16 protein-coding genes and 1 pseudogene are annotated in these 19,290 nt (G+C 58.7%); 4 read left to right on the top strand and 13 right to left on the bottom strand.

Going from position 1 to position 19,290, the window contains the following annotated elements; translation table 11 throughout:
• Window positions 1-225: 225 nt before the first annotated feature.
• A complete protein-coding gene (locus EJA70_RS03055; protein WP_008087777.1) occupies window positions 226-543 on the top strand; it encodes a DUF3509 domain-containing protein in 318 nt (105 codons plus the stop codon).
• Here EJA70_RS03055 and EJA70_RS03050 read toward each other — a convergent pair.
• Window positions 540-1,040: a phosphate-starvation-inducible protein PsiE gene (locus tag EJA70_RS03050; RefSeq protein ID WP_008087776.1), complete on the bottom strand. Its 501-nt coding sequence runs from the start codon at window positions 1,038-1,040 to the stop codon at window positions 540-542. The two genes, EJA70_RS03055 and EJA70_RS03050, sit on opposite strands and share 4 nt — an antisense overlap.
• 326 nt (window positions 1,041-1,366) lie before the next feature.
• On the opposite strand from EJA70_RS03050, the pseudogene EJA70_RS03045 reads away from it, so the two are divergent.
• Window positions 1,367-1,621: pseudogene (locus tag EJA70_RS03045) on the top strand (YebG family protein); the annotation flags it as partial.
• A 190-nt stretch (window positions 1,622-1,811) separates the two neighbouring features.
• Here the strand turns inward: EJA70_RS03045 and EJA70_RS03040 are convergent.
• Window positions 1,812-2,831 (bottom strand): Glu/Leu/Phe/Val dehydrogenase dimerization domain-containing protein, encoded by a 1,020-nt coding sequence (locus tag EJA70_RS03040; RefSeq protein ID WP_008087772.1) that lies wholly within the window; start codon window positions 2,829-2,831, stop codon window positions 1,812-1,814.
• 185 nt (window positions 2,832-3,016) lie between these two features.
• Here EJA70_RS03040 and EJA70_RS03035 point away from each other — a divergent pair, with 185 nt between their 5' ends.
• A complete protein-coding gene (locus tag EJA70_RS03035; RefSeq protein WP_158829518.1) occupies window positions 3,017-3,820 on the top strand; it encodes a transglutaminase family protein in 804 nt (267 codons plus the stop codon).
• A 79-nt stretch (window positions 3,821-3,899) separates the two neighbouring features.
• On the opposite strand, the gene EJA70_RS03030 is transcribed toward EJA70_RS03035, so the two are convergent.
• From EJA70_RS03030 to hmgA, 4 genes are all read right to left on the bottom strand, one after another.
• Window positions 3,900-5,255 (bottom strand): aromatic acid/H+ symport family MFS transporter, encoded by a 1,356-nt coding sequence (locus EJA70_RS03030; protein ID WP_158829516.1) that lies wholly within the window; start codon window positions 5,253-5,255, stop codon window positions 3,900-3,902.
• A gap of 159 nt (window positions 5,256-5,414) precedes the next feature.
• Complete coding sequence (gene maiA / locus EJA70_RS03025; protein ID WP_158829514.1) at window positions 5,415-6,050, bottom strand: maleylacetoacetate isomerase; 636 nt, start codon at window positions 6,048-6,050, stop codon at window positions 5,415-5,417.
• Between the two features lie 12 nt (window positions 6,051-6,062).
• Window positions 6,063-7,367 carry a fumarylacetoacetase gene (gene fahA / locus EJA70_RS03020; RefSeq protein ID WP_158829512.1) on the bottom strand — a complete coding sequence of 435 codons (1,305 nt, stop codon included), beginning with the start codon at window positions 7,365-7,367 and terminating at the stop codon, window positions 6,063-6,065.
• 3 nt (window positions 7,368-7,370) lie between these two features.
• Window positions 7,371-8,675 (bottom strand): homogentisate 1,2-dioxygenase, encoded by a 1,305-nt coding sequence (gene hmgA / locus EJA70_RS03015; RefSeq protein WP_158829510.1) that lies wholly within the window; start codon window positions 8,673-8,675, stop codon window positions 7,371-7,373.
• A gap of 164 nt (window positions 8,676-8,839) precedes the next feature.
• Between hmgA and EJA70_RS03010 the strand changes: the two genes are divergently transcribed.
• Window positions 8,840-9,637 carry an IclR family transcriptional regulator gene (locus EJA70_RS03010; protein ID WP_158829508.1) on the top strand — a complete coding sequence of 266 codons (798 nt, stop codon included), beginning with the start codon at window positions 8,840-8,842 and terminating at the stop codon, window positions 9,635-9,637.
• A gap of 25 nt (window positions 9,638-9,662) precedes the next feature.
• On the opposite strand, the gene EJA70_RS31020 is transcribed toward EJA70_RS03010, so the two are convergent.
• The 7 genes from EJA70_RS31020 to EJA70_RS02985 form a co-directional block, all read right to left on the bottom strand.
• Window positions 9,663-10,466 (bottom strand): DUF6543 domain-containing protein, encoded by an 804-nt coding sequence (locus tag EJA70_RS31020; protein WP_256677617.1) that lies wholly within the window; start codon window positions 10,464-10,466, stop codon window positions 9,663-9,665.
• 86 nt (window positions 10,467-10,552) lie between these two features.
• Complete coding sequence (locus EJA70_RS31015; RefSeq protein WP_256677616.1) at window positions 10,553-10,951, bottom strand: hypothetical protein; 399 nt, start codon at window positions 10,949-10,951, stop codon at window positions 10,553-10,555.
• A 108-nt stretch (window positions 10,952-11,059) separates the two neighbouring features.
• Window positions 11,060-11,638: a hypothetical protein gene (locus EJA70_RS31010; protein WP_256677615.1), complete on the bottom strand. Its 579-nt coding sequence runs from the start codon at window positions 11,636-11,638 to the stop codon at window positions 11,060-11,062.
• A gap of 151 nt (window positions 11,639-11,789) precedes the next feature.
• On the bottom strand, window positions 11,790-14,342 hold the full coding sequence (locus tag EJA70_RS03000) for a LuxR C-terminal-related transcriptional regulator (RefSeq protein ID WP_158829506.1): 2,553 nt from the start codon (window positions 14,340-14,342) through the stop codon (window positions 11,790-11,792).
• Between the two features lie 139 nt (window positions 14,343-14,481).
• Window positions 14,482-15,849: a DUF1329 domain-containing protein gene (locus tag EJA70_RS02995; protein ID WP_158829504.1), complete on the bottom strand. Its 1,368-nt coding sequence runs from the start codon at window positions 15,847-15,849 to the stop codon at window positions 14,482-14,484.
• A gap of 23 nt (window positions 15,850-15,872) precedes the next feature.
• On the bottom strand, window positions 15,873-17,666 hold the full coding sequence (locus EJA70_RS02990; RefSeq protein WP_158829502.1) for a DUF1302 domain-containing protein: 1,794 nt from the start codon (window positions 17,664-17,666) through the stop codon (window positions 15,873-15,875).
• Between the two features lie 529 nt (window positions 17,667-18,195).
• The gene (locus EJA70_RS02985) at window positions 18,196-19,107 is read right to left on the bottom strand and encodes an SDR family oxidoreductase (protein ID WP_158829500.1); all 912 of its coding nucleotides are present in this window, start codon (window positions 19,105-19,107) and stop codon (window positions 18,196-18,198) included.
• Between the last annotated feature and the right edge of the window lie 183 nt (window positions 19,108-19,290).

Raw genomic sequence — 19,290 nt, 5'->3', positions numbered from 1 at the left:
AGCCCTTGCAAACTCCCCCTGTAGGAGCTGTCGAGTGAAACGAGGCTGCGATCTTTTGACCTTCATGACCGAAATCAAAACATTGAAGATCAAAAGATCGCAGCCTTCGGCAGCTCCTACGTGAGTAACCAGGACAGGACACGGAATGGCCGGTGATCCGGTTTGGCGAACCAACCCGATCACGGCCGGTCAACAACTGCACGTTCAATCAGGCGGTGACGCATCATGGACAACCCTTTTCAAATCATTACCGATGCCTTTGCGCCGGACTATCAGATCAACCTGAGCATTCAGGGCCTGGACGGCAGCATCATGCTGACCCTGTCCAACAGCGGCCATATCGTCGCCAAGCGCATGATCAGTGCCGAACAGCGTAACGATCCGGCGCGGCTCAAACGGCTGGTGCAAAGCATTCAATTCGGTATCGCCATCGAACAGGGCCACAGCGCCATGGCGATTCTCGAAGCGATGACCAGCGGCGACGGGCTGACCCCGCCACCGCCACGTATCAACGGCCAGCCCCGACCAGCGGCCGGGCTTTAAAGCTCGCCCTTCTCCACTTCAGGATGTTCGCTGGAACCTGTACCGAGGGTGCGCTGCGGTTTCTCGATCTTCACCGAGGGAAATTGTGACGAGGCGTAACGCACCACCAGAATCGACAACGCCAGCAGCAGAATCCCGCCGCACAGGTAGATGATGCCCATGTCCGGTGGGTTGTGGTGCGAAACGTTGGAGATCAGCAGGCGCGTCAGCGCGGTGATCGCCACGTAGATCAGGAAGCGCACCGGCATGTGATTGGTCTTGAAGTAAATCCCGACCATCGCCCCCAACTCGAGATAGATGAACAGCAACAGAATGTCATCGATCTTGATGTGGCCTTCCTCGAGCATCCCGAGAAATTCCATCACCGCCGCGTATGCCGTCACCGCACCGATGGCAAACAGCGCCAGATAGTGGAAGGTTTCGACGAACAGGTTGCCCAGGGACTCGGCCAGTTGATGCACGTTTTGCCGCAGTTTCTCGGCCCAGTTTATTTTCACGATGATGTTCCTTAGCCCGATGCGAGCGGATGATGCGTGTTGGACGTGACGGTTTTCTGCACGTAACGGTTTTCATGCAGAAAAGAGGCCACGCCATCATGGCGAGCCGCCGCCAAACCCGCGCCGTGGCGTTTGGTCGCACCACGCCCCGCTCCTGCAGGTGTGAGCCTGCTCGCGATGTCCCCAGCACACCCCCTCGCAAAGCCGAAATCCGGTCTACATTAAAAAGCCACTACCCATGGCGCAGGGATTCGCTTATCCTTTTCGCTGTATATGGATACAGTAGTCGTCAAGACAACTTAATGTGAAGGCATGTGAGGTGGTGAATGGCCGTCGAAGTGGTATACCGCAGCAGCCGAGATCTGGAGCGCTTGTTCATGGATAAAGCCGAAGCTGACCGTCATGACAAAATGCTCGAACTGGCCGAATATCTGGCCGATGTGTTGCAAAAAGCCGTTCCGTCCCTGACTGAACAGCAAGTGGAAGAAGCCGGGATCTACATGGCGAAGAACCGCGATGTGTTTGCCCGAGCGTTCAAGAGCCAGCCAGACGCATTGTCCGAGCTGCTCAATGCTCCGGCCGAGGCTGCTGAACAAGCTGAGGTGGTGGAAGCAGCTGAAGCGCCGGCCAAGCCTGCTAAAGCGGCAAAAGCGCCGAAGTAATCAGCGCCACATCAAAAGATCGTCCGATCGCGGCCCGAGCCTTCGGCAGCTCCTACAGGGATAAATATTCCAAATGTAGGAGCTGCCGAAGGCTGCGATCTTTTGCGTTTCAGCGATACAAAACTTTCTCCGCCAACTCATCCGCCACCCGCGCCGGCGAACGCTTCTCCGCCTGCGCATGGGCAAACACCTCGGTCAACCGCGAACTGATTTTCGACAGATGAGCGGTAATCGTCGGCAACTCTTCGCCACGATGTTTCAACGACACATAAATCAGCCCACCGGCATTGATCACATAATCCGGCGCATACAGAATTCCGCGCCGCTCCAGTTGATCGGCGACGTCCAGGTGCGTGAGCTGATTATTCGCCGACCCCGCCACCGCCGAACAACGCAGCTGCGTGACGCTATGGCTGTTCAACACCCCGCCCAGACCACACGGCGCCAGAATGTCGCAAGGCGTGCTGAGCAGCGCATCGTTGGCAATCGGGTGGGCGTTGAGCTGTTCCATCGCCAGTTGCACCTTGCCGTGGTCGATGTCGCTGACCAGCAGTTCGGCGCCCGCCGCGTGCAGCTGCTCGGCCAAGGCAAAACCGACATTGCCCAGCCCCTGAATCGCTACGCGCAGGCCTTCCAGGTTGTCGCTGCCCAAACGGGCCATGGCTGTCGCGCGGATACCGGTGAACACGCCCATCGCCGCATGCGGCGCCGGGTCGCCCGCCGAGGTGGTGCTGGTGACGTGCTGGGTTTGCTGGGCGATGCAGTCCATGTCGGCCACTGAGGTACCGCTGTCGATGGCGGTGATGTAACGACCGTCGAGCTGATCGATGCAACGGCCAAAGGCTTCGAACAATGCGCCTCGATTTTCCACATGGACCGGGCGCACGATCACGGCGACGCCGCCGCCCTGCTCCAGTCCCGCCAGTGCAGCCTTGTAGCTCATGCCCTGGGCGAGGCGAATGGCGTCCTCGACAGCCGATTCGTCATTGGGGTAGGCAAGGTAACGACATCCGCCCAAGGCTGGCCCGAGGCGACTGTTGTGGATGGCAATGACCGCCTTCAACCCGGACACCGGGTCAACGCTAAGGTGCAGCGATTCCAGGCGAGTGCTTTGCATGAGCGCAAACATCGTTGGGCTCCCGAATCACTTCTTGTAGAACGCCAGTATAGGCCTGCGCCTGAAAATTGCTGGAGCGCACCGGAATAAGCGCCCGTATCGACAAGCGCTTTGCGGCATAACCGTTGCGCGACGAACCCAGGCACTGGACGAATGACACGGACGGGGCTAAAACGAGGCATTCCCCGGAGATTTCGATGAGTCCGCGCCAACGCTTTTTCGACTGTCTGCACCGCTCACCGCCCGCGCTGTTCGAAGCCGCGCTGTGGATCGCGGCCGAGCACGATAAAGCCGTCGATCCCGCCGCACTCTTGCTCGATTTCAAAGAGCTGCAACAAAAGGTCAGCTACGGTTTGCCCATGCTACCGGTCAGCGAACTGGCGCAGCCGCTGCTGCGGCGCATGATTGAACTGGGATTCGCCCAGGACGACTTCTTGCCGCTGCGCCCGCAGGCAGCGTTGCTGCCAAAAGTCTTGCAGACACGGCGCGGTCAGCCCTTGGCGCTGGCGTTGATTGCCCTTGAGCTGGCACGCGGTCTGGAGATTCCACTGGTCGGCGTCAATTTCCCCGGGCACTTTTTACTACGCGTACCCGGCGCGGATCACTTGCTCGATCCCTGCGGCGGTCGACGCCTGTATCCGAATGATTGTCGCGAACTGTTGCAGCGCCAATACGGGCCGAACATGAAAATCAACGCCGAGCACCTGTTGACCGCCACGCCGGTGCAGATGCTCCAGCGCCTGTCGCGCAACTTGCGCCAGTTGCACCTGACGCATGACGACTTCATTGCCTCGCTGATCGACGCTGAACGGGTACTCGAACTGGGCGATGCCGCTGCCGCTGATTATCTGGCGCGGGCCAGTTTGTATCAGCGGCTGGATTGCCCGAATGCCGAACGCTTTGATCTGGAGCGTGCATTGTTGCTGAGTGATGACCCGATCCAGCGTCTGCGGCTGACAGACCGGCTCAGCCACTTGCCGCCTAATTCCGTCGTCCATTGAAAGCAAAAGATCGCAGCCTTCGGCAGCTCCTGCATGGGATCACCTGTAGGAGCTGCCGCAGGCTGCGATCGTTCGATCTTCAGGATTTAACCGACGCCCCGACACCCGCCGCCGAACCAGTTTCGGCAGGCGAGCGCACCTGAATAATCAGCAACGCAGCAATCACCGCCGGGATCGCGCAGAAGAAGAAAATCTGCTCCACCGGAATGTGCATCGCCAGCAACAGGCTGCCGAACAGCGGCCCGAGAATCGAACCAAAACGTCCCACGCCCAACGCCCAACCGGTGCCTGTGGCGCGCACGTGCGCCGGGTAAAAGTTACTGGCGAACGCATTCAGCGTCAGTTGCCCGCCGATGATGCAGAAACCGGCCGCGAATACGCAGGCCACCAGATAACGCGGGTTGTCGTGATTGAGTCCGAGCAGAATCGTACATAACGCTGCCCCTGCCAAAACGCCAGACAACAGCCGCACCTTGCGCTTCAAACGGTCAGCGAACCAGGCCATGCAAATCGCGCCGAGGGTGCCGGCGAACAGAAACATCGACGTCACCAGGTTGGCTTCGTTGAGCTTCAGGCCACTTTCCAGCAACAACGTCGGCAACCAGCTGATCATGAAATACAGCAGAATCAGGCTGACAAAAAACGTCGCCCAGATCAGCAAGGTGGGCCGTGCGTAGCCGTTGCGGAATAACTCGACCACGGTCAGTTTGCTGCCCTGCTCGCGTTCGTTCTGCTCGACGCTCGCCAGCGGCGGTTGCCAGTCCGGCAACATCCGTGCGCTGACTTTGCGCAGGCGTGCATACGGCGGCGCGTCACGTAGCAAGCGCGGCAGCGACTCCGGCAGCATCCACCAGAGAAACGGGAACAGCAGCAATGGCGTCACGCCGCCCGCAAGGAACACCGCTTGCCAGCCGAACTGGTCGATGAACCCGGCAGCAACAAAACCACCCGCCGCCCCACCGAACGAAAAACCGCACGCCGCCAGCGTCACCATCAAAGTGCGCAGGCGTGGCGGCGAATATTCCGACATCAGCGCCATCGCGCTGGGCATCGCGCCGCCCATGCCAATGCCGCAGATGAAACGCGCGACCATCAGCGTGTTCAACGAGTCGGCAAATACCATCAGTACCGTGAGGCTGGCGTAGATCAGCACACAAGCGAGCAGAATCCGTCGCACGCCAAAACGGTCAGCCAATGGCGTTACCACCAGAGAACCTATGGTCAGGCCGAGCAGGTTGGCGCTGAACACGGGCCCGAACGCAGATTTCTCCAGGCCCCAATCCTGCGCCAGCGCGGGCACTACGTAGCCGAGCACCTGGGCGTCATAGCCGTCGGTGACCAGCAGCAAGGCGAGCAGGATCAAGAGCATCCACTGATAACGGGACACAGGACGGGCGTCGAGTGCCGCGCGGAAGCTGGCAATCTGGTTGTGCATCGCAAGGTACCTGTTTTGTTTTTATGATTTTTCGGTGCATCAACCGAGCCCCCTGTGGGAGCGGGCTTGCCCGCGATGACGGCGGTAGATTCAATACAACTGAGTCTGAACGATCGCTATCGCGGGCAAGCCCGCTCCCACAGGTTTATCAGTGATCAGTTACGGGGTGTCAGGTTGATTCGCGGGATGGGCCTTGATGAACGCTGGATGTTCAGCTGCCAGCGCGGCAACGCGGCGAATTTTTGGGTAAGCCTCCAACGAAACGTTAAACCGCTCAGCCGCATACAACTGCGCAATCAGGTAAACATCCGCCACACACGGCCACTCGCCGAAACAGAAGCCCTCGTCGCCAATCAACTCCTCCACCGTCGCCAAGCCTTGGCCGATCCAGTGGCTGATCCACTCCACCACCTGCGGTTCGTCATGCCCCAACTGACGCAGACGATTGAGCACGCTGACGTTGTGCAGCGGATGCACGTCGCAGCCGATCACCGCCGCCACGCCGCGCACACGGGCGCGGGCCGCGAGGTCTTCCGGCAACAGCGGCACCTGTGGATAACGTTCCTCCAGGTACTCGATGATCGCCGGCGACTGGATCAATAACTCGCCTTCATCAGTGCGCAAGGCCGGCACCCGGCCCTGTGGATTGATCGCCAGATACGCCGCTTGCCGATGCTCGCCACCGGCCGGTGCGATCAGGTTGACCGGCAGTGCCTGATAGTCGAGGCCCTTCAATGCCAACGCGATCCGCACGCGGTACGACGAGGTCGAACGGTAGTAGGTGTAGAGATCCATGAGCCGCTCCTGTCAGCGCGCCGCCAACACTTTGCCGCGGCACTCGCCGAAGCCGATCGAAGCAAAACCATCACGAGCACAACGTGCGCGCAGGATGATTTCGTCACCGTCCTCAAGGAATTTACGCACTTCGCCAGAGGCCAGTTCGATCGGTTTTTTACCACCCTCGGTGATTTCCAGCAGGCTGCCGAACTGACCGTTTTCCGGGCCGGACAAAGTGCCTGAACCGAACAGATCACCGGCCTGCAACTGACAACCGTTGACGCTGTGGTGCGCGACCATTTGCGCGACGGTCCAGTACATGTAACGGGTGTTGCTCAGGGTCAGGCGATGGGCTGGCAGGTTCTGTTCGCGCATGGCTTCGGTGAGCAGCAGCACTTCCAGTTCGATGTCGAAAGCACCGCCGTCCTGATCGCGTTTGTCGAACAGGTACGGCAGCGGCTGCGGATCGCCTTCAGGGCGCGCCGGTTGTGCGGTGCGGAACGGCTCCAGCGCTTCCGCCGTGACCACCCAAGGCGACACGCTGGTGATGAAACTCTTCGACAGGAACGGGCCCAGCGGCTGGTATTCCCACGCCTGGATATCGCGCGCCGACCAGTCGTTGAGCAGGCAGAAACCGGCGATGTGATCAGCAGCATCGCCGATGGCGATCGAGTCGCCCATCTCGTTGCCCTGACCGATCCAGATGCCCAGTTCCAGTTCGTAATCCAGTCGCGCGCACGGGCCGAAGGTCGGCTCAGTCTGACCGGCCGGCAAGGTCTGACCTTTAGGACGACGCACGTCGGTGCCGGAGGCGCGTACGGTCGAGGCGCGACCGTGATAACCGATCGGCACGTGCTTGTAGTTCGGCAGCAGCGGGTTATCCGGACGGAACAGTTTGCCGACGTTTTGCGCGTGTTCGATGCCGACGTAGAAGTCGGTGTAATCACTGATGCGCGCCGGCAGATGCAGTTGGCAATCGGCGGCCAGTGGCAGCAGTTTTGCACCTTGCGCTTCGATGCTGCCACGGTGCGTGCTGCCTTCGCTGAACAGTTCCAGCAAACGCTCACGCAAAGCAACGCGAGCGTCGCGACCGAGTTCAAAAAACGCGTTCAGCTGACCACCGTGCATGGCTTCGACGGCACTGCGCGCGGCGCCGTCGAACAGCCCTGCTTCCAGCGCGACTTGCAGATCAAAAATATGTTCGCCAATCGCCACACCTGCGCGCGGCGCCGAACCGTCGATGCTGAACACACCGAGCGGCAAGTTCTGCAGTGGGAAATCTGCGTGACCGTTGGCTGAAGCGACCCAGCTGCGGGTGATGGAATTCTGCGTCATGGGTTATCTCCGGGTCGGGTCGAACGTGGCGGGCAGCGTGGCCCAGCAGGCGTCGTAAGTGGATTGCAGTTGCGGGCAGTCGAGGGCGAAGCGGCTTGGGCGCAGCACCTGACTGGTCTCGAACATGAAGGCCATGGTGTTGTCGATTTTCGCCGGTTTGAGCTCGGCGTTGATCGCTTTGGTGCAAGTCTCGCCGTCCGGGCCGTGGGCGCTCATGCAGCTGTGCAGCGAGGCGCCGCCGGGCACGAAGCCTTCAGCCTTGGCGTCGTATTCGCCCTGGATCAGGCCCATGAATTCGTTCATCAGGTTGCGGTGGAACCACGGTGGCCGGAAGGTATTCTCGGCAACCATCCAGCGCGGCGGGAAGATCACGAAGTCGAGGTTGGCCAGACCATGCACGCTGGTCGGCGAGGTCAGTACAGTAAAGATCGACGGATCTGGGTGATCGAAACTCACCGTGCCGATGGTGTTGAAACGGCGCAGATCGTATTTGTACGGCACGTTATTGCCGTGCCAGGCGACCACGTTCAGCGGCGAGTGATTAAGTTCGGTGGCCCACAACTGACCGAGGAATTTCTGCACCAGCGTGGTTGGGCGCTGCAGGTTTTCGTAAGCGGCGACCGGGGTCAGGAAGTCGCGCGGATTGGCCAGACCGTTGCTGCCGATCGGCCCCAGGTCCGGCAGGCGCAGCGGCGCGCCGTGGTTCTCGGCGACGTAACCGCGTGCTTGCGGATCGAGCAGTTCAACGCGGAATTTCAAGCCGCGCGGCAGCACGACGATTTCCAGCGGCGCCACTTCCAGCACGCCCAGCTCGGTGGCGATGCGCAGACGGCCGAGTTGCGGCACCAGCAGCAGTTCGCCGTCGGCATTGAAAAACACGCGCTCCATCGAACGATTGGCGGCGTAGTTGTAAATGCTGATGCCGGACGGTTTTTCGGCGGCGGAGTTGGCCACCATGCTCACCAGACCATCGATGAAATCAGTCGGCTCGGCCGGGATCTCCAGCGGATTCCAGCGCAGGCGATTGGGCGTCACTTCGCCCAACGGCCCACCGGCCAGTTGCCGCTCCAGTTTGACGAAGGCCGGGTGATTGGCCGACGGCTGAATCCGGTACATCCAGGTGCGCCGCGCTTCGCTGCGAGTCATGGTGAACGCGGTGCCGGAAAACAATTCGGTGTAGAGGCCGTACGGGGCTTTTTGCGGGGAGTTCTGGCCGACGGGCAGCGCGCCGGGCAACGCTTCAGTGCTGAATTCGTTGCCGAAACCGGACTGATACGCCAGCGCCTGAGCGGTTGAATCGAGGTTCATGGAGCCTCCTGAACAGGGAGTCGGCAGTGGCCCATCGCTCTGGCTCAGAGGTTTCGGCACGCCGGGGTTGTTATTATCGTAATTCGATTACGCATAACGTAATTTGCTCGCTATCCAGCGTCAAGCTATAAAGACGCCCATTCGTATCGGAACCCGGCCGCACCATGGAAAAAACCAGCGACAGCAACGGCAAACAGAAAGTCCGCTCCGCCGAAGTCGGCACCGACATCCTCAAGGCCTTGGCCGAGTTGTCGCCGTCCACTTCGTTGTCGCGCCTGGCCGAACACGTGCAGATGCCGGCGAGCAAGGTGCATCGCTATTTACAAGCGTTGATCGCCTCGGGGTTCGCCGAACAAAACGCCGCCACCAACCATTACGGCCTCGGCCGTGAAGCCTTGCGCGTGGGGCTGGCCGCACTCAACAGTATGGACGTGCTGAAAGTCGCCGCCCTGCCGTTGGCCGAACTGCGCGACGAACTGAACGAGACCTGCTTTTTGGCGGTGTGGGGCAATCAGGGCGCAACCGTGGTGCACATCGAACCGGCGGTGCGTGCCGTAACAGTGGTGACGCAACTGGGCTCGGTGTTGCCATTGCTGAGTTCTTCGACGGGGCTGGTGTTCAGTGCGTTTTTGCCGCATCGGGAAACCGATGATCTGCGCGAGCAGGAAATCGCCGTTGCCGATCACCCGCTCAAAGACGAAAAGACTTACACAACCCTGTGCGAACAGATCCGCGAGCGCGGCCTGCATCATGTTCACGGTTTGCTGATGCCCGGCGTGGATGCGTTGTCGGCGCCGGTGTTCAACGCGGTCGGCCAAGTCGCAGCGGTCGTCACCATTGTCGGTCCGACCTCGTTGTTTCACGCCGATGAAAACGGCCCGGCGGCGCAGCGGTTGTTGGCTGCGACGCGGGCCGTGAGTTGGCGACTAGGGTATGACCCCAAACATTTATCGAATGTATAGCCGCCGTGCTGCCGTTCAGCGGGTTTTAACGCACTGTGGTTTTACTGCGGCCTGATTCGGAGTTTTCAAGTAACGACTTGAAAAAACCGATCAGCATTTCATCAGGTGCTTTCTGTCCGGAAACGTGAGTAACGAATTCAGCAACAGTCCTCGCATCCTTGAAGAGACTGAGAAAGGATCGTTGAGCGTTGGTCACGGCTTTGACCGGCGCACCGGCGGCTGCCGCTTTCCCCAGCGTTAACAGACTGGTCACAGTATCCTTGAGGTGGCCCACTGCGGCGGAGTAATCTCCTCTCCTGTCCGCTTGCGATGCGTCATAGATACTTTTCATCATCTGAACAGCTACCACTACCGTACCGATGGGTGGCACAACCATGCTGATGAGGTTCGCGACTTTCATGACGTTATCGTAAATCAGCCCAGCGACCACTTCTTTCAAACTTGTGGTTCTCTCGTCGATATCACTCAACACACGACGCACCCTCTCATCGTGAAAGGTATAGAGATCGGGCAACTTGGCTCGATTTTGCGTTTTAACGGGAGGCTGACTATCAACAGTGGCCACAATGCGCTCAAAATATTCATTGATGACCGCTTGATCCACCAGCAAAATCCGACCTGAGTAATAATGCCTGAACGGCCCGTACCGAAAACGAATGGACTGGATAAACTCTCCAACGGGACGAAATGTAGCCCGATCGGGAGCATCGGGCGTGTAGAGATAATCATAAAACTCTGCGCCCAGCTTGAGACGAAATATATAAACGCCTTCCACTGCACGATCGTTTGCCGCCATCAGACCCAACGGCCCGATATTGAACTTGTACAACCCCTCGTCACCTTCCGAAATATTATCGGCAATCGAAAGATAGCCACCGCTTTCTTTTAAATTGTCAATAACACGCTGAAGGGCAGTTAATATTTCAGGTGATATTCTGCCATCAACGAAATCGGAGACGGCGCTACAATGCATTTGGTAGCGGATTTTTTTGCATGCACTGCACGCTTGAACGCGTAGCCGGCATCGCCTTTATCCAAGTACACCGTCTTAAGCATTTCGGTATAACGATCACCCGGACGAAATGTCTTGGACAGCGCTGACAAGTGGCGAATATCCAGCTCAGCCATAACCGGGTGGCCTCCCGTGACAAAGTACTTGGGATCATCGCACTGTCTGACCACGCAGCGACATTTATTAAATTCAGCTTTATAGATGACGTCGTATCGTTCCATCGACTCTTCAAGCTCAGCGTAACGTTTTTGAACAACTTGACTTGCAGACTTCAACCACAGTGGCCAATCGGTACGCTTCAAGCCGGCGAACAACCGATTGAATCAAGTCTCTATAGCGTGACGCACGACTTGCATATTTTGATTATTTTGCAACTCGGAAATTAATGTTCCAGCAAAATTCTGGCGATTTCAACCGGTCATGACTGAAAGCGATAACTCAGCTGTCAATACCGAGGCGTAAGCCTGATGAAAAATTTGTGTATTGGTCAATAAAGGTGATTCAACTGCAGTGGCGTTCGCGGCGGCCGCCCAATACCCAGCCAGTTCTTCCTGGAGCTTGTTTTCGAGTTTACCGGAGAGGCTCAACACCAGACTTTCAACATCGTGAATACTGAACTCTGGCACTTTGAATTTATCACTGAACGTGTCGGCGAGATAAAAAATTCCATCCCCACCCACAACATAGCTTGGTTGTACATTATTATCCAGACAGTAGAGCACCACTTCGCTCAGCGTCCCTGAGGGCCGCCGCTTGCCATCAGCCTTCAGGCTCCCCGTATTAATATAGACATTGTCAATGTCCACTTTTTTGCGCCTCTGCACCAACTCGCTTTCCAGCATTTTCCTGACAATCAGTTTAACGCTGGGGGCCCCATCAACGACGGCAAAAAGTTTATTTTTCGCAATAGTCGCCTTTTCCCATTCTTGAGCCCATGTTACCTTTTCACCTTCCGAATCGCGCATCAGACTTGTGAACATCTTGCTCATGAAAGCTCCTTGTCGACTTAACCCAGGCTACAGAAAAGCAGCCACTTCAGACCGTCGCAAGGTAGATTCTTTTTTGACTGGCGAAAACAGCCAATAGATTTCAAAAAATATTCACTTTAACAATTGAATAACAGCTCACTTACTGCAAAAACTATAGAAACCCCAATGACTTAGCCTTCGCCACAGCTTGGGTCCTGCGCTCTACGCCTAGTTTCCCATTGATTCTCCTGGCGTGAGTTTTCACCGTATGCAATGAAATATAAAGTTGCTCGGCAATTTGCTGATTGGATGCTCCCTGGGCAATTAACCGCAGCACTTCAAGCTCACGGCGACTCAGCGCAAGTTCATGCATTTCTTCCGTAAACGGCGAATTACCATCCGTCATCACCTGCGATGCGATATTGGTATCTCGGCGTAACTGCCACTCTCGCAAGGCCTGATGCAAATGACAGCGCTCGACTAATAGCTGTGCCCGATGGAAAGCTCTTTGCGCTAAAACATGATCGCCGCTCGACTCGGCCAGTTGTGCTATTGCCAACTGTAATTCAGTTTCCATGTTCAACATTCCCTTCGCCTGGGCCTGTTTTAACAGTTGCTGAACCTGAGCAAGGCAATGTTCCGCGGGCTCAAGTTTCATACAGGCGCAGGCCAACAGATACTCGATGCGCGCAATCAATTCCAGGGTGGCGGGGGGAGCCTGACGTGCATGCGGTCCACGGTAGTGGCGCAGTAGCCGTCCCAGTGCTTCTTGCGCCAACTGCGGCCGCCCCTGTTGCAACCAGAACTGGCTGCTGACCTGCAGAAGCACACCACGATAAACCGTGTCCGGTATCTGCCTTTGCTGCATGACCCTTTCGGCTTCGCGCAAGCGCTCGAACGCCAGCGCGTAATCGCTTTTATTTGCCGCGAGTTGCGCTTGTCCGAGATAGCCGTACAACACACGCTTGTCATGACTGCGCAGGCAATCCTCAAGGCCTTTTTGAAACAGTTCCGCCGCCTGAGTCTCGTGCCCCATGCACAGGGCCAGCCGCCCTCGGCGCAGAGAGATTCTGCCAAGCAGTGGTGTCGGTTGATCCGCCCGCGCGCGCAGCAACTGGTCGATGGCCAGAAGCAGACTCTCGGCCCGAGCCGGCGCCCCTCGTTGTTCGAGCAATTGTGCGTGATCGAGTTCGAGCAAGCCCTCGAACAGCAGCGAACCCTGGGCCCGAGCCAGGCACAGTGCCTCGCGGTTGATGGCGTGGGCCTGCTCCAGTTCACCGCACAATAACGCTTGCTGGGTCTGTCCGGACAGGCATAACAAACGAGCCTGCCATGCGTGCGGAGCCAGTGCGGCCAATGCTTCTCGAAAGTGCTCGCGCGCAGGCTCCATTTGCCCTTGCAAGTGCAGTAGCCAGCCTTGTTGCGCCTGCCACCGCGCAAGTAATTGCTGCTCGAGTTGAGCGCCAGGCTGTGGCATGAACCGTGACAGGTGGCCGATACACACCGCGGCGTGTTCAAAACGACCGGAAAAAAGCGCCGCTGCGGTCATCAGCCCAATTAGTTGCGGGGTGGCCAGGATCAACTCCTGCCCATGACGCTCCTGCAATCGCAACAACAGCACAACCGTTTGATCCTCGAACAGATCTTCGAGGCTCAAGTGCTGCAACAGACTCACCGCAGTCTCATATTCATCAGCCAGCAGCGCCTGTTCAAAGGCGGCGCGCCAATCCTGGGCAGCGGTAAACCACTGGCAGGCACGCCGATGCCAGGAGCGTCCAGCAGGCCAGTGTTCTTCACACATGATGCGAGACAATGGCGCGAATACTTGCAACCAGTCCGCAGACTCATGCCACGGCTCGATAAAGCAGCCAAGGACTTGCAACGCGCTCAAGAGCGGCGCGCCCTCACCCGCACCAAACAAGTGTTCGCACAACTCGGTATTGAAGCGCGGTAAATGCGCCAGTACACGCCATGCCTCAGCCTGCTCCGGAGTAAGGCTGCTGAACAGTTCGTGCTGCAGATAGTCCAGCAGCGTGTCGACGCGTTGCCGGGGGAGAATGCCTTGCGACTCATTGCATCTGTGCAACAGCGCCATTCGTGCCCCGGCGCACCAGCCGCCGGTGCGCTGGACAATCCGAGTGGCGACACTGCCAGCCTGTTCCGGCGGCAAGCGGCGCAACGCTCCGGCGACCTCCTCGTGTGTAAGTGCCAGCGTCGCCTGTTCACACTCGTACAACTCATCATCGAGCAAAAGCCGCGGCCAGTTGCATTGCGGACGACGTCGGGTGCTCACCCACCAGGTCAGTGCAGGACTGCTGACTGCCAGCAGGCGATCAAGCAGGGCATCCAGCAGCGGATCCGGCAAACGGCAGTAGTCGTCGATAAACAGCCAGGTGGGCCTGGACCAAAACGTCAGCATCGCAATCAACCCGGCCTCATCGATGCTTTCGGGCAGCCCCAGCGCCTGCGCCAGTCGCTGGCATAGCTGCATGCGGTTCAACATGACGCCAGCCAGCGGCAACCAGACCCGTTCACATGATGCTGGCGCCTGCAAAAAGCATTCGGTGAGTAACGCACTTTTACCACTGCCGGCGGGTGCGCAGACGAGCCTGACTCGTGCCATTGAATCAAGCAATGGCTGGCTCAATCGAAGACGCGGCTGATGATGGGAAGAAAGCCTGGGGAAAAATCCGCGGCGATCCAGGCAAGAAGTCATGGCAGTCATCGGGTCAGCCTTTTTATCGTTATGCACTCACCCTAGCCCTCTGCGGGCGCCTTGTTGACGAGTATTCAGCGCGCTGATTGGCGCCCATAAAAAAGGCGACCGGGTGGTCGCCTTTTGCCTTGCCGATGTATCCAGAGCGTTACCGCACGCCCTCGGCGCGCAAGGCCGATGGCGTGTAATCCGCCGCCTTGGCTTCGAAGCCGAATTCGTAACTGTGCTTCTCTTCGTTCTTCATCCCCAGGGCAATGTAGCGACCGGCGATGATGTCGTAGAGTGCTTCGAGGGTGTAAGCCTGCGCCTGATGCTCGTAGTGATATTCAGAGTGACCTTCGGCCACGCGCCACAGTTGACCGCGACCGTCATAGTGATCGACCAGCGCGATTTGCCAGCTGTCCTCATCGATGTACATGTGGCGCTTGGCGTAGATGTGCCGCTCGCTTGGTTTGACCGTACCGATGACTTCCCAGACACGGTGCAATTCATAACGGGTCAGGTCCTGATTGATGTGCCCGGCCTTGACGATGTCGTCGTATTTCAGGCTTGGCGAATCGAGTTTGTAGCTGTTGTACGGGATGTACATTTCCTTCTTGCCGACCAGTTTCCAGTCGTAGCGATCCGGTGCGCCGGAAAACATGTCGAAGTTGTCCGAAGTACGCAGGCCATCCGCCGCCGTGCCCGGGCCGTCATACGCCACTTGCGGCGCACGACGCACCCGACGCTGGCCGGCGTTGTAAATCCACGCCAGACGCGGCTCCTTCACCTGATCGAGGGTTTCGTGCACCAGCAGCACGTTGCCGGCCAGGCGCGCCGGCGCGGTCACCGACTGTTTGAAAAAGGTCAGCACGTTGGCGGCTTTTTCCGGATCGATATCCTTGATCAATTGCGGCACGGCGATCTCTTCCTCGAAGCGGATCGGCGTGTAGCTGCCGTTGGTCTGCGGGGTCACCTGCGTGATGATGCGTTTGACATTGCCGCCGTGATAACGGGTGATGTGGTTCCACAACACTTCGACGCCGTTCTTCGGAATCGGGAAGGCGTAGTAGCGATTACCGGTGAAATTGGCCAGGCCATTACCGTCGTTGATCGTGGTCACATTGAGCGCGCTGCGCTTGGCCGATTCGTAGATTTCCGGCGGTACGGCGACGGTGCGGTGAGTGGTGTAGACCGGAATCTTGTAGGTTTGCGGGTAGCGCTTGAACATCGCTACCTGGCCTTCGGAGAGCTTGTCTTTGTATTTGTCGACGTTGGCCGGGGTGATGGTGAACAACGGTTTCTCGTTGGCGAACGGGTCGGCGAGGAAACCTTTGCTGTCCACCGCGGCGGCGTTTTTCGGAATACCGCCGGTCCACGCCGGAATCGAGCCATCGGCGTTGCCGGCCTTCTCGGCGCCAAGCGGGGTCAGGCTGGTGCCGAGTTTATTCGCCTCGTCCGGCGACACCGCCGCCATCACATTGGCCGCCAGTAGACTCAGGGCCAGCACACCACATTGCAGAATCATTTTGCGCATTGCAGTCATCCTTCTCGGGCAGATCAGAAGTTCACGCCGAAGCTCAGGGCCACGAAGTCACGGTCTTCGAGGACGTTGTAATCGCCGCCAAAGAAGTCGGTGTAGCTGAGGCTCGCGGTGTAGGTGTTGCGGTAGTCGGCATCAACGCCGACGCTGATCGCTTTCGCGCCTTCGTTGAACAGGCCGTTGGGCCCGTAACCGGCGACGTCATGCGACCACGACAGGTTGGGTTTGAAGTTGATCCCGCCGACCACGTTGGCGTAATCGAGGATCGCCCGGGCGCGGTAGCCCCACGAGGTCGAGGTGACGAAGCCGTCGGTGTCGCCGCCGAAACCGTACTGGCCGTACACCGAGTCGCGGCCATAACGCAGTTGACTGCGCGGCTCCAGACCGCCGACGTGCACCACCGCTGCTTCGCCGACCACGGTCAGACGTTCTGCGCCCAAGACCTGATCGAAGAAGTGCGTCAGGGTGCTCTGGATTTGCGTGACTTCCTTGCGGCGGTAGCCCTTGTTGTCCGCGCCCGGCGACGTCGTCAGCGGCGAGGCCGCACCGCCGGCAATCGGGTTGAGCAGCGCCAGCGTCAGGTCGTTGGTGTTGACCTGCACCGGCGCGTTTGGCCGGTAGCTGACCTCACCAGTCCACGCAGTACCGGTTGGCAAAGTGGTGGAGAAACTCGCGCCATACAGGCGAATGTCTTCCGGGTATTCGAGGTAGTACTGGCCGCGCCCGAGCATCACGCTCTGCGCCAGACCCGAGCCGCTGCCAGGCGCCAGACCGTTGGCAATCCCGACCATCCCCGGCAATGCCGCCAATGTCGAAAGCCCCGCCGTGGTGGTGCCCACCGTTGGCGTGCGGCTGTGATAGTTCATGAAATAGAGGCCGTACTCGGTGTCGTCGCCGAGCCAGCGCAGCGCTGTGCCCCACTGCCCGGAATCCCGCGCGTCGCGGTCGCCGCCCCGAGGGATCACCACCCCTTCGCGAGTGACCTGAATGCCCTGACCGAAGGCCTGGGTCAGCGGCACCAACGGCGCGATTGCCGGATTGCCAACGGTGTAGCCGTTGTTGCAACCATCCGCCGCCACATCGACACCGAAGAACGTGCCGCAGTTGTCGAGAACGGTCTGATCCCACTCCAGTTGATAGAAGCCCTCAACCGTCAGCTGATCCGTCAGGCCTTGCGAACCGAACAGCATGTTCACCGGAATCAGGCCTTCCTTGATCTCGGCACCGGGACGGCGAAATGCGGAAACGTCGATCGGGTTGATGCTGTTGATCGAGTTGCCGATGAACGTACTTTCGCCCCAGCTCACCACCTGCTTACCGGCGCGCACAGTGCCCGGCAAATCAGCGATGGAATAGTTGTGATAGACGAAGGCATCGAGAATCTGCGCGCCGGACGACTTGGCGCCTTCCTTGCGACCGCTGTCGCTGATTTGCTTGAACTCGCGGTCTTCGTCCTTCAGCTCGAAGTCGTACCAATACTTGCCGCGCACAAACACACCGGTGTCGCCGTACTTCAGTTCGAGGTCGTGAATGCCTTTGAAGATCTTCGAAAAGGTCTCACCTTTCTTGAAGTTCAGGCGCCCGTCATCACCCGTGGAAGATTGCCCGGTGCCGCCGTTGACCGTGCCGACCAGCGACTTGTCGGCATCGCGCAGGCCCCAGCTCGCACCGATCGACAGCGACGAGTCGAACGTCCCTTCGATTTCGCCGATGTTGAAAGCGACCGCTTGCGCCTGGGCACAGCAACCCAGAGCCACCGCAGCGGCCAGCGCTTGCGGCGTGAAGATGGCGCGCATTGTTGTTTTTGTCATGCGTCTTCCCCGGTGAGTGACAGAAGGCCCCACCCTACTGCCGCCGGCACGGGACGATAAGCGCACCAAGGAGGTATTCGCGCTGTCGCTCGAAAGGATGAATGCCCGCACAGGACGGGGCTTTGCGCGATTCATCTGTCAGCTAAATGAAGGATCATCAGTGCCGCGCATGGTGCATTGCGGATCATTGCGACTGTTGCACGCCCCGCAACAGTGCATGTCGGTAATCGGTATTTTTCCCACAGGCTAAAGTGCCTATTCTGAACGGGCTTTCACGGGACACGCCGTAAAGCGCGAAGCACAGGCCATGAGCAACTCTGGCCATTGCTGACAGATTTCAGATGAATCGAAGTGTTCGGTTTATCGCCCCGGTGTTCACTGACGTTGATTTGTAGCTCCTTGATCCAACGTCTTACCTTGGCCGCTGCGTTTGCAGCGGCCTTTTTTATGGGCGAAGAATTTTGTACAGCGGGGATTGCTGGAGGGGACGACAGGACTCAGGCAAATCCTGTCGCTTGATGCAGTGGAATCAAAGCGAATACTTCTGCAAATTCGCCATCATTTCCTTCAGCGCTTCAATATTGTCTTTCGGATGCGCCGCGCCTTCGAAATCACAAATCTGCTGCCAATGCGCCGCGACATCTTCCGGCGAGAAACCCACTCGCGGATCGAATCCGGCACCCAGGCTGCGTTCCCAACGCACCTTGCCCATCCAGCCGCCACCGACTTCGAACAGTCCTGAAGTTTCCTGACATTGCTCGCTCGCCAAGTACACCACCAGCGGGCTGACCAGTTCCGGTTTCAGTTGTTCGAACACTTGCGGCGGGATCAGGCCTTCGGTCATGCGCGTGCCGCCGGTTGGCGCGATGGCGTTGACCAGGATGTTGTTCTTGCGGCCTTCGATGGCCAGGGTGCGTGTCAGGCCGTAGAGGCCGAGTTTGGCCATGCCGTAGTTGGACTGGCCGAAGTTGCCGTAGATGCCCGAGGTCGAGGCGGTAAAGATCACGCGGCCGTAGTTTTGCTCGCGCAGGTGTGGCCATGCAGCGCGGGTGACTTTGTACGCACCTTCGACGTGGACGCGGTAAACCAGATCCCAGTCGGCGTCGTCCATTTTGTGGAAGGTCTTGTCGCGCAGGATGCCGGCGTTGTTGACCACCACGTCGACGCGGCCGAAGACGTCGAGGGCGTTTTGGACGAGTTTGTCGCCGTCGGTGACCGAGTCGTGGTTGGCTTCAGCCGTGCCGCCGACTTCGCGAATTTCGGCGACCACGCGGTCGGCGGCGGAGGCATTGGCGCCTTCGCCCTGGGTCGAGCCGCCGAGGTCGTTGACCAGCACTTTCGCGCCTTGCTTGGCGAACAGCAGTGCATGGGCGCGACCAAGGCCACCACCGGCTCCGGTGACGATCACGACTTTATCTTCGAAACGCACAGACTCATTCATCGAGGCAACTCCAGCAGGCCAGTATTGACGCTGAGTGTCAGGCACCGGGCGTGGTGTCACAACGAACAGGGCTGGGGCTGAATGGTGTGCGATAAGGTTGGGGGATAGTCAGGATTGAAAAGCAAAAGATCGCAGCCTGCGGCAGCTCCTACACCGATCCCCTGTAGGAGCTGCCGCAGGCTG

The sequence above is a fragment of the Pseudomonas sp. PB103 genome, assembly GCF_009764635.1.
In the GTDB taxonomy this organism is placed as follows: domain Bacteria; phylum Pseudomonadota; class Gammaproteobacteria; order Pseudomonadales; family Pseudomonadaceae; genus Aquipseudomonas.
Note: the sequence above shows the minus strand (reverse complement) of the source record. Positions and strands in the feature narration are given on the sequence as shown.

Bases quoted from the DNA above. Each gene is read 5' to 3' on its own strand.
- EJA70_RS03055 (WP_008087777.1), top strand. From the start codon at position 226: ATGGACAACCCTTTTCAAATCATTACCGATGCCTTTGCGCCGGACTAT.
- EJA70_RS03010 (WP_158829508.1), top strand. From the start codon at position 8,840: ATGGAAAAAACCAGCGACAGCAACGGCAAACAGAAAGTCCGCTCCGCC.
- EJA70_RS03030 (WP_158829516.1), bottom strand. From the start codon at position 5,255: ATGCACAACCAGATTGCCAGCTTCCGCGCGGCACTCGACGCCCGTCCT.
- EJA70_RS03040 (WP_008087772.1), bottom strand. From the start codon at position 2,831: ATGTTTGCGCTCATGCAAAGCACTCGCCTGGAATCGCTGCACCTTAGC.
- EJA70_RS03000 (WP_158829506.1), bottom strand. From the start codon at position 14,342: ATGACTGCCATGACTTCTTGCCTGGATCGCCGCGGATTTTTCCCCAGG.
- EJA70_RS31010 (WP_256677615.1), bottom strand. From the start codon at position 11,638: ATGAGCAAGATGTTCACAAGTCTGATGCGCGATTCGGAAGGTGAAAAG.
- fahA (WP_158829512.1), bottom strand. From the start codon at position 7,367: ATGACGCAGAATTCCATCACCCGCAGCTGGGTCGCTTCAGCCAACGGT.
- EJA70_RS02990 (WP_158829502.1), bottom strand. From the start codon at position 17,666: ATGACAAAAACAACAATGCGCGCCATCTTCACGCCGCAAGCGCTGGCC.
- maiA (WP_158829514.1), bottom strand. From the start codon at position 6,050: ATGGATCTCTACACCTACTACCGTTCGACCTCGTCGTACCGCGTGCGG.
- EJA70_RS02995 (WP_158829504.1), bottom strand. From the start codon at position 15,849: ATGCGCAAAATGATTCTGCAATGTGGTGTGCTGGCCCTGAGTCTACTG.
- EJA70_RS02985 (WP_158829500.1), bottom strand. From the start codon at position 19,107: ATGAATGAGTCTGTGCGTTTCGAAGATAAAGTCGTGATCGTCACCGGA.
- EJA70_RS03035 (WP_158829518.1), top strand. From the start codon at position 3,017: ATGAGTCCGCGCCAACGCTTTTTCGACTGTCTGCACCGCTCACCGCCC.
- hmgA (WP_158829510.1), bottom strand. From the start codon at position 8,675: ATGAACCTCGATTCAACCGCTCAGGCGCTGGCGTATCAGTCCGGTTTC.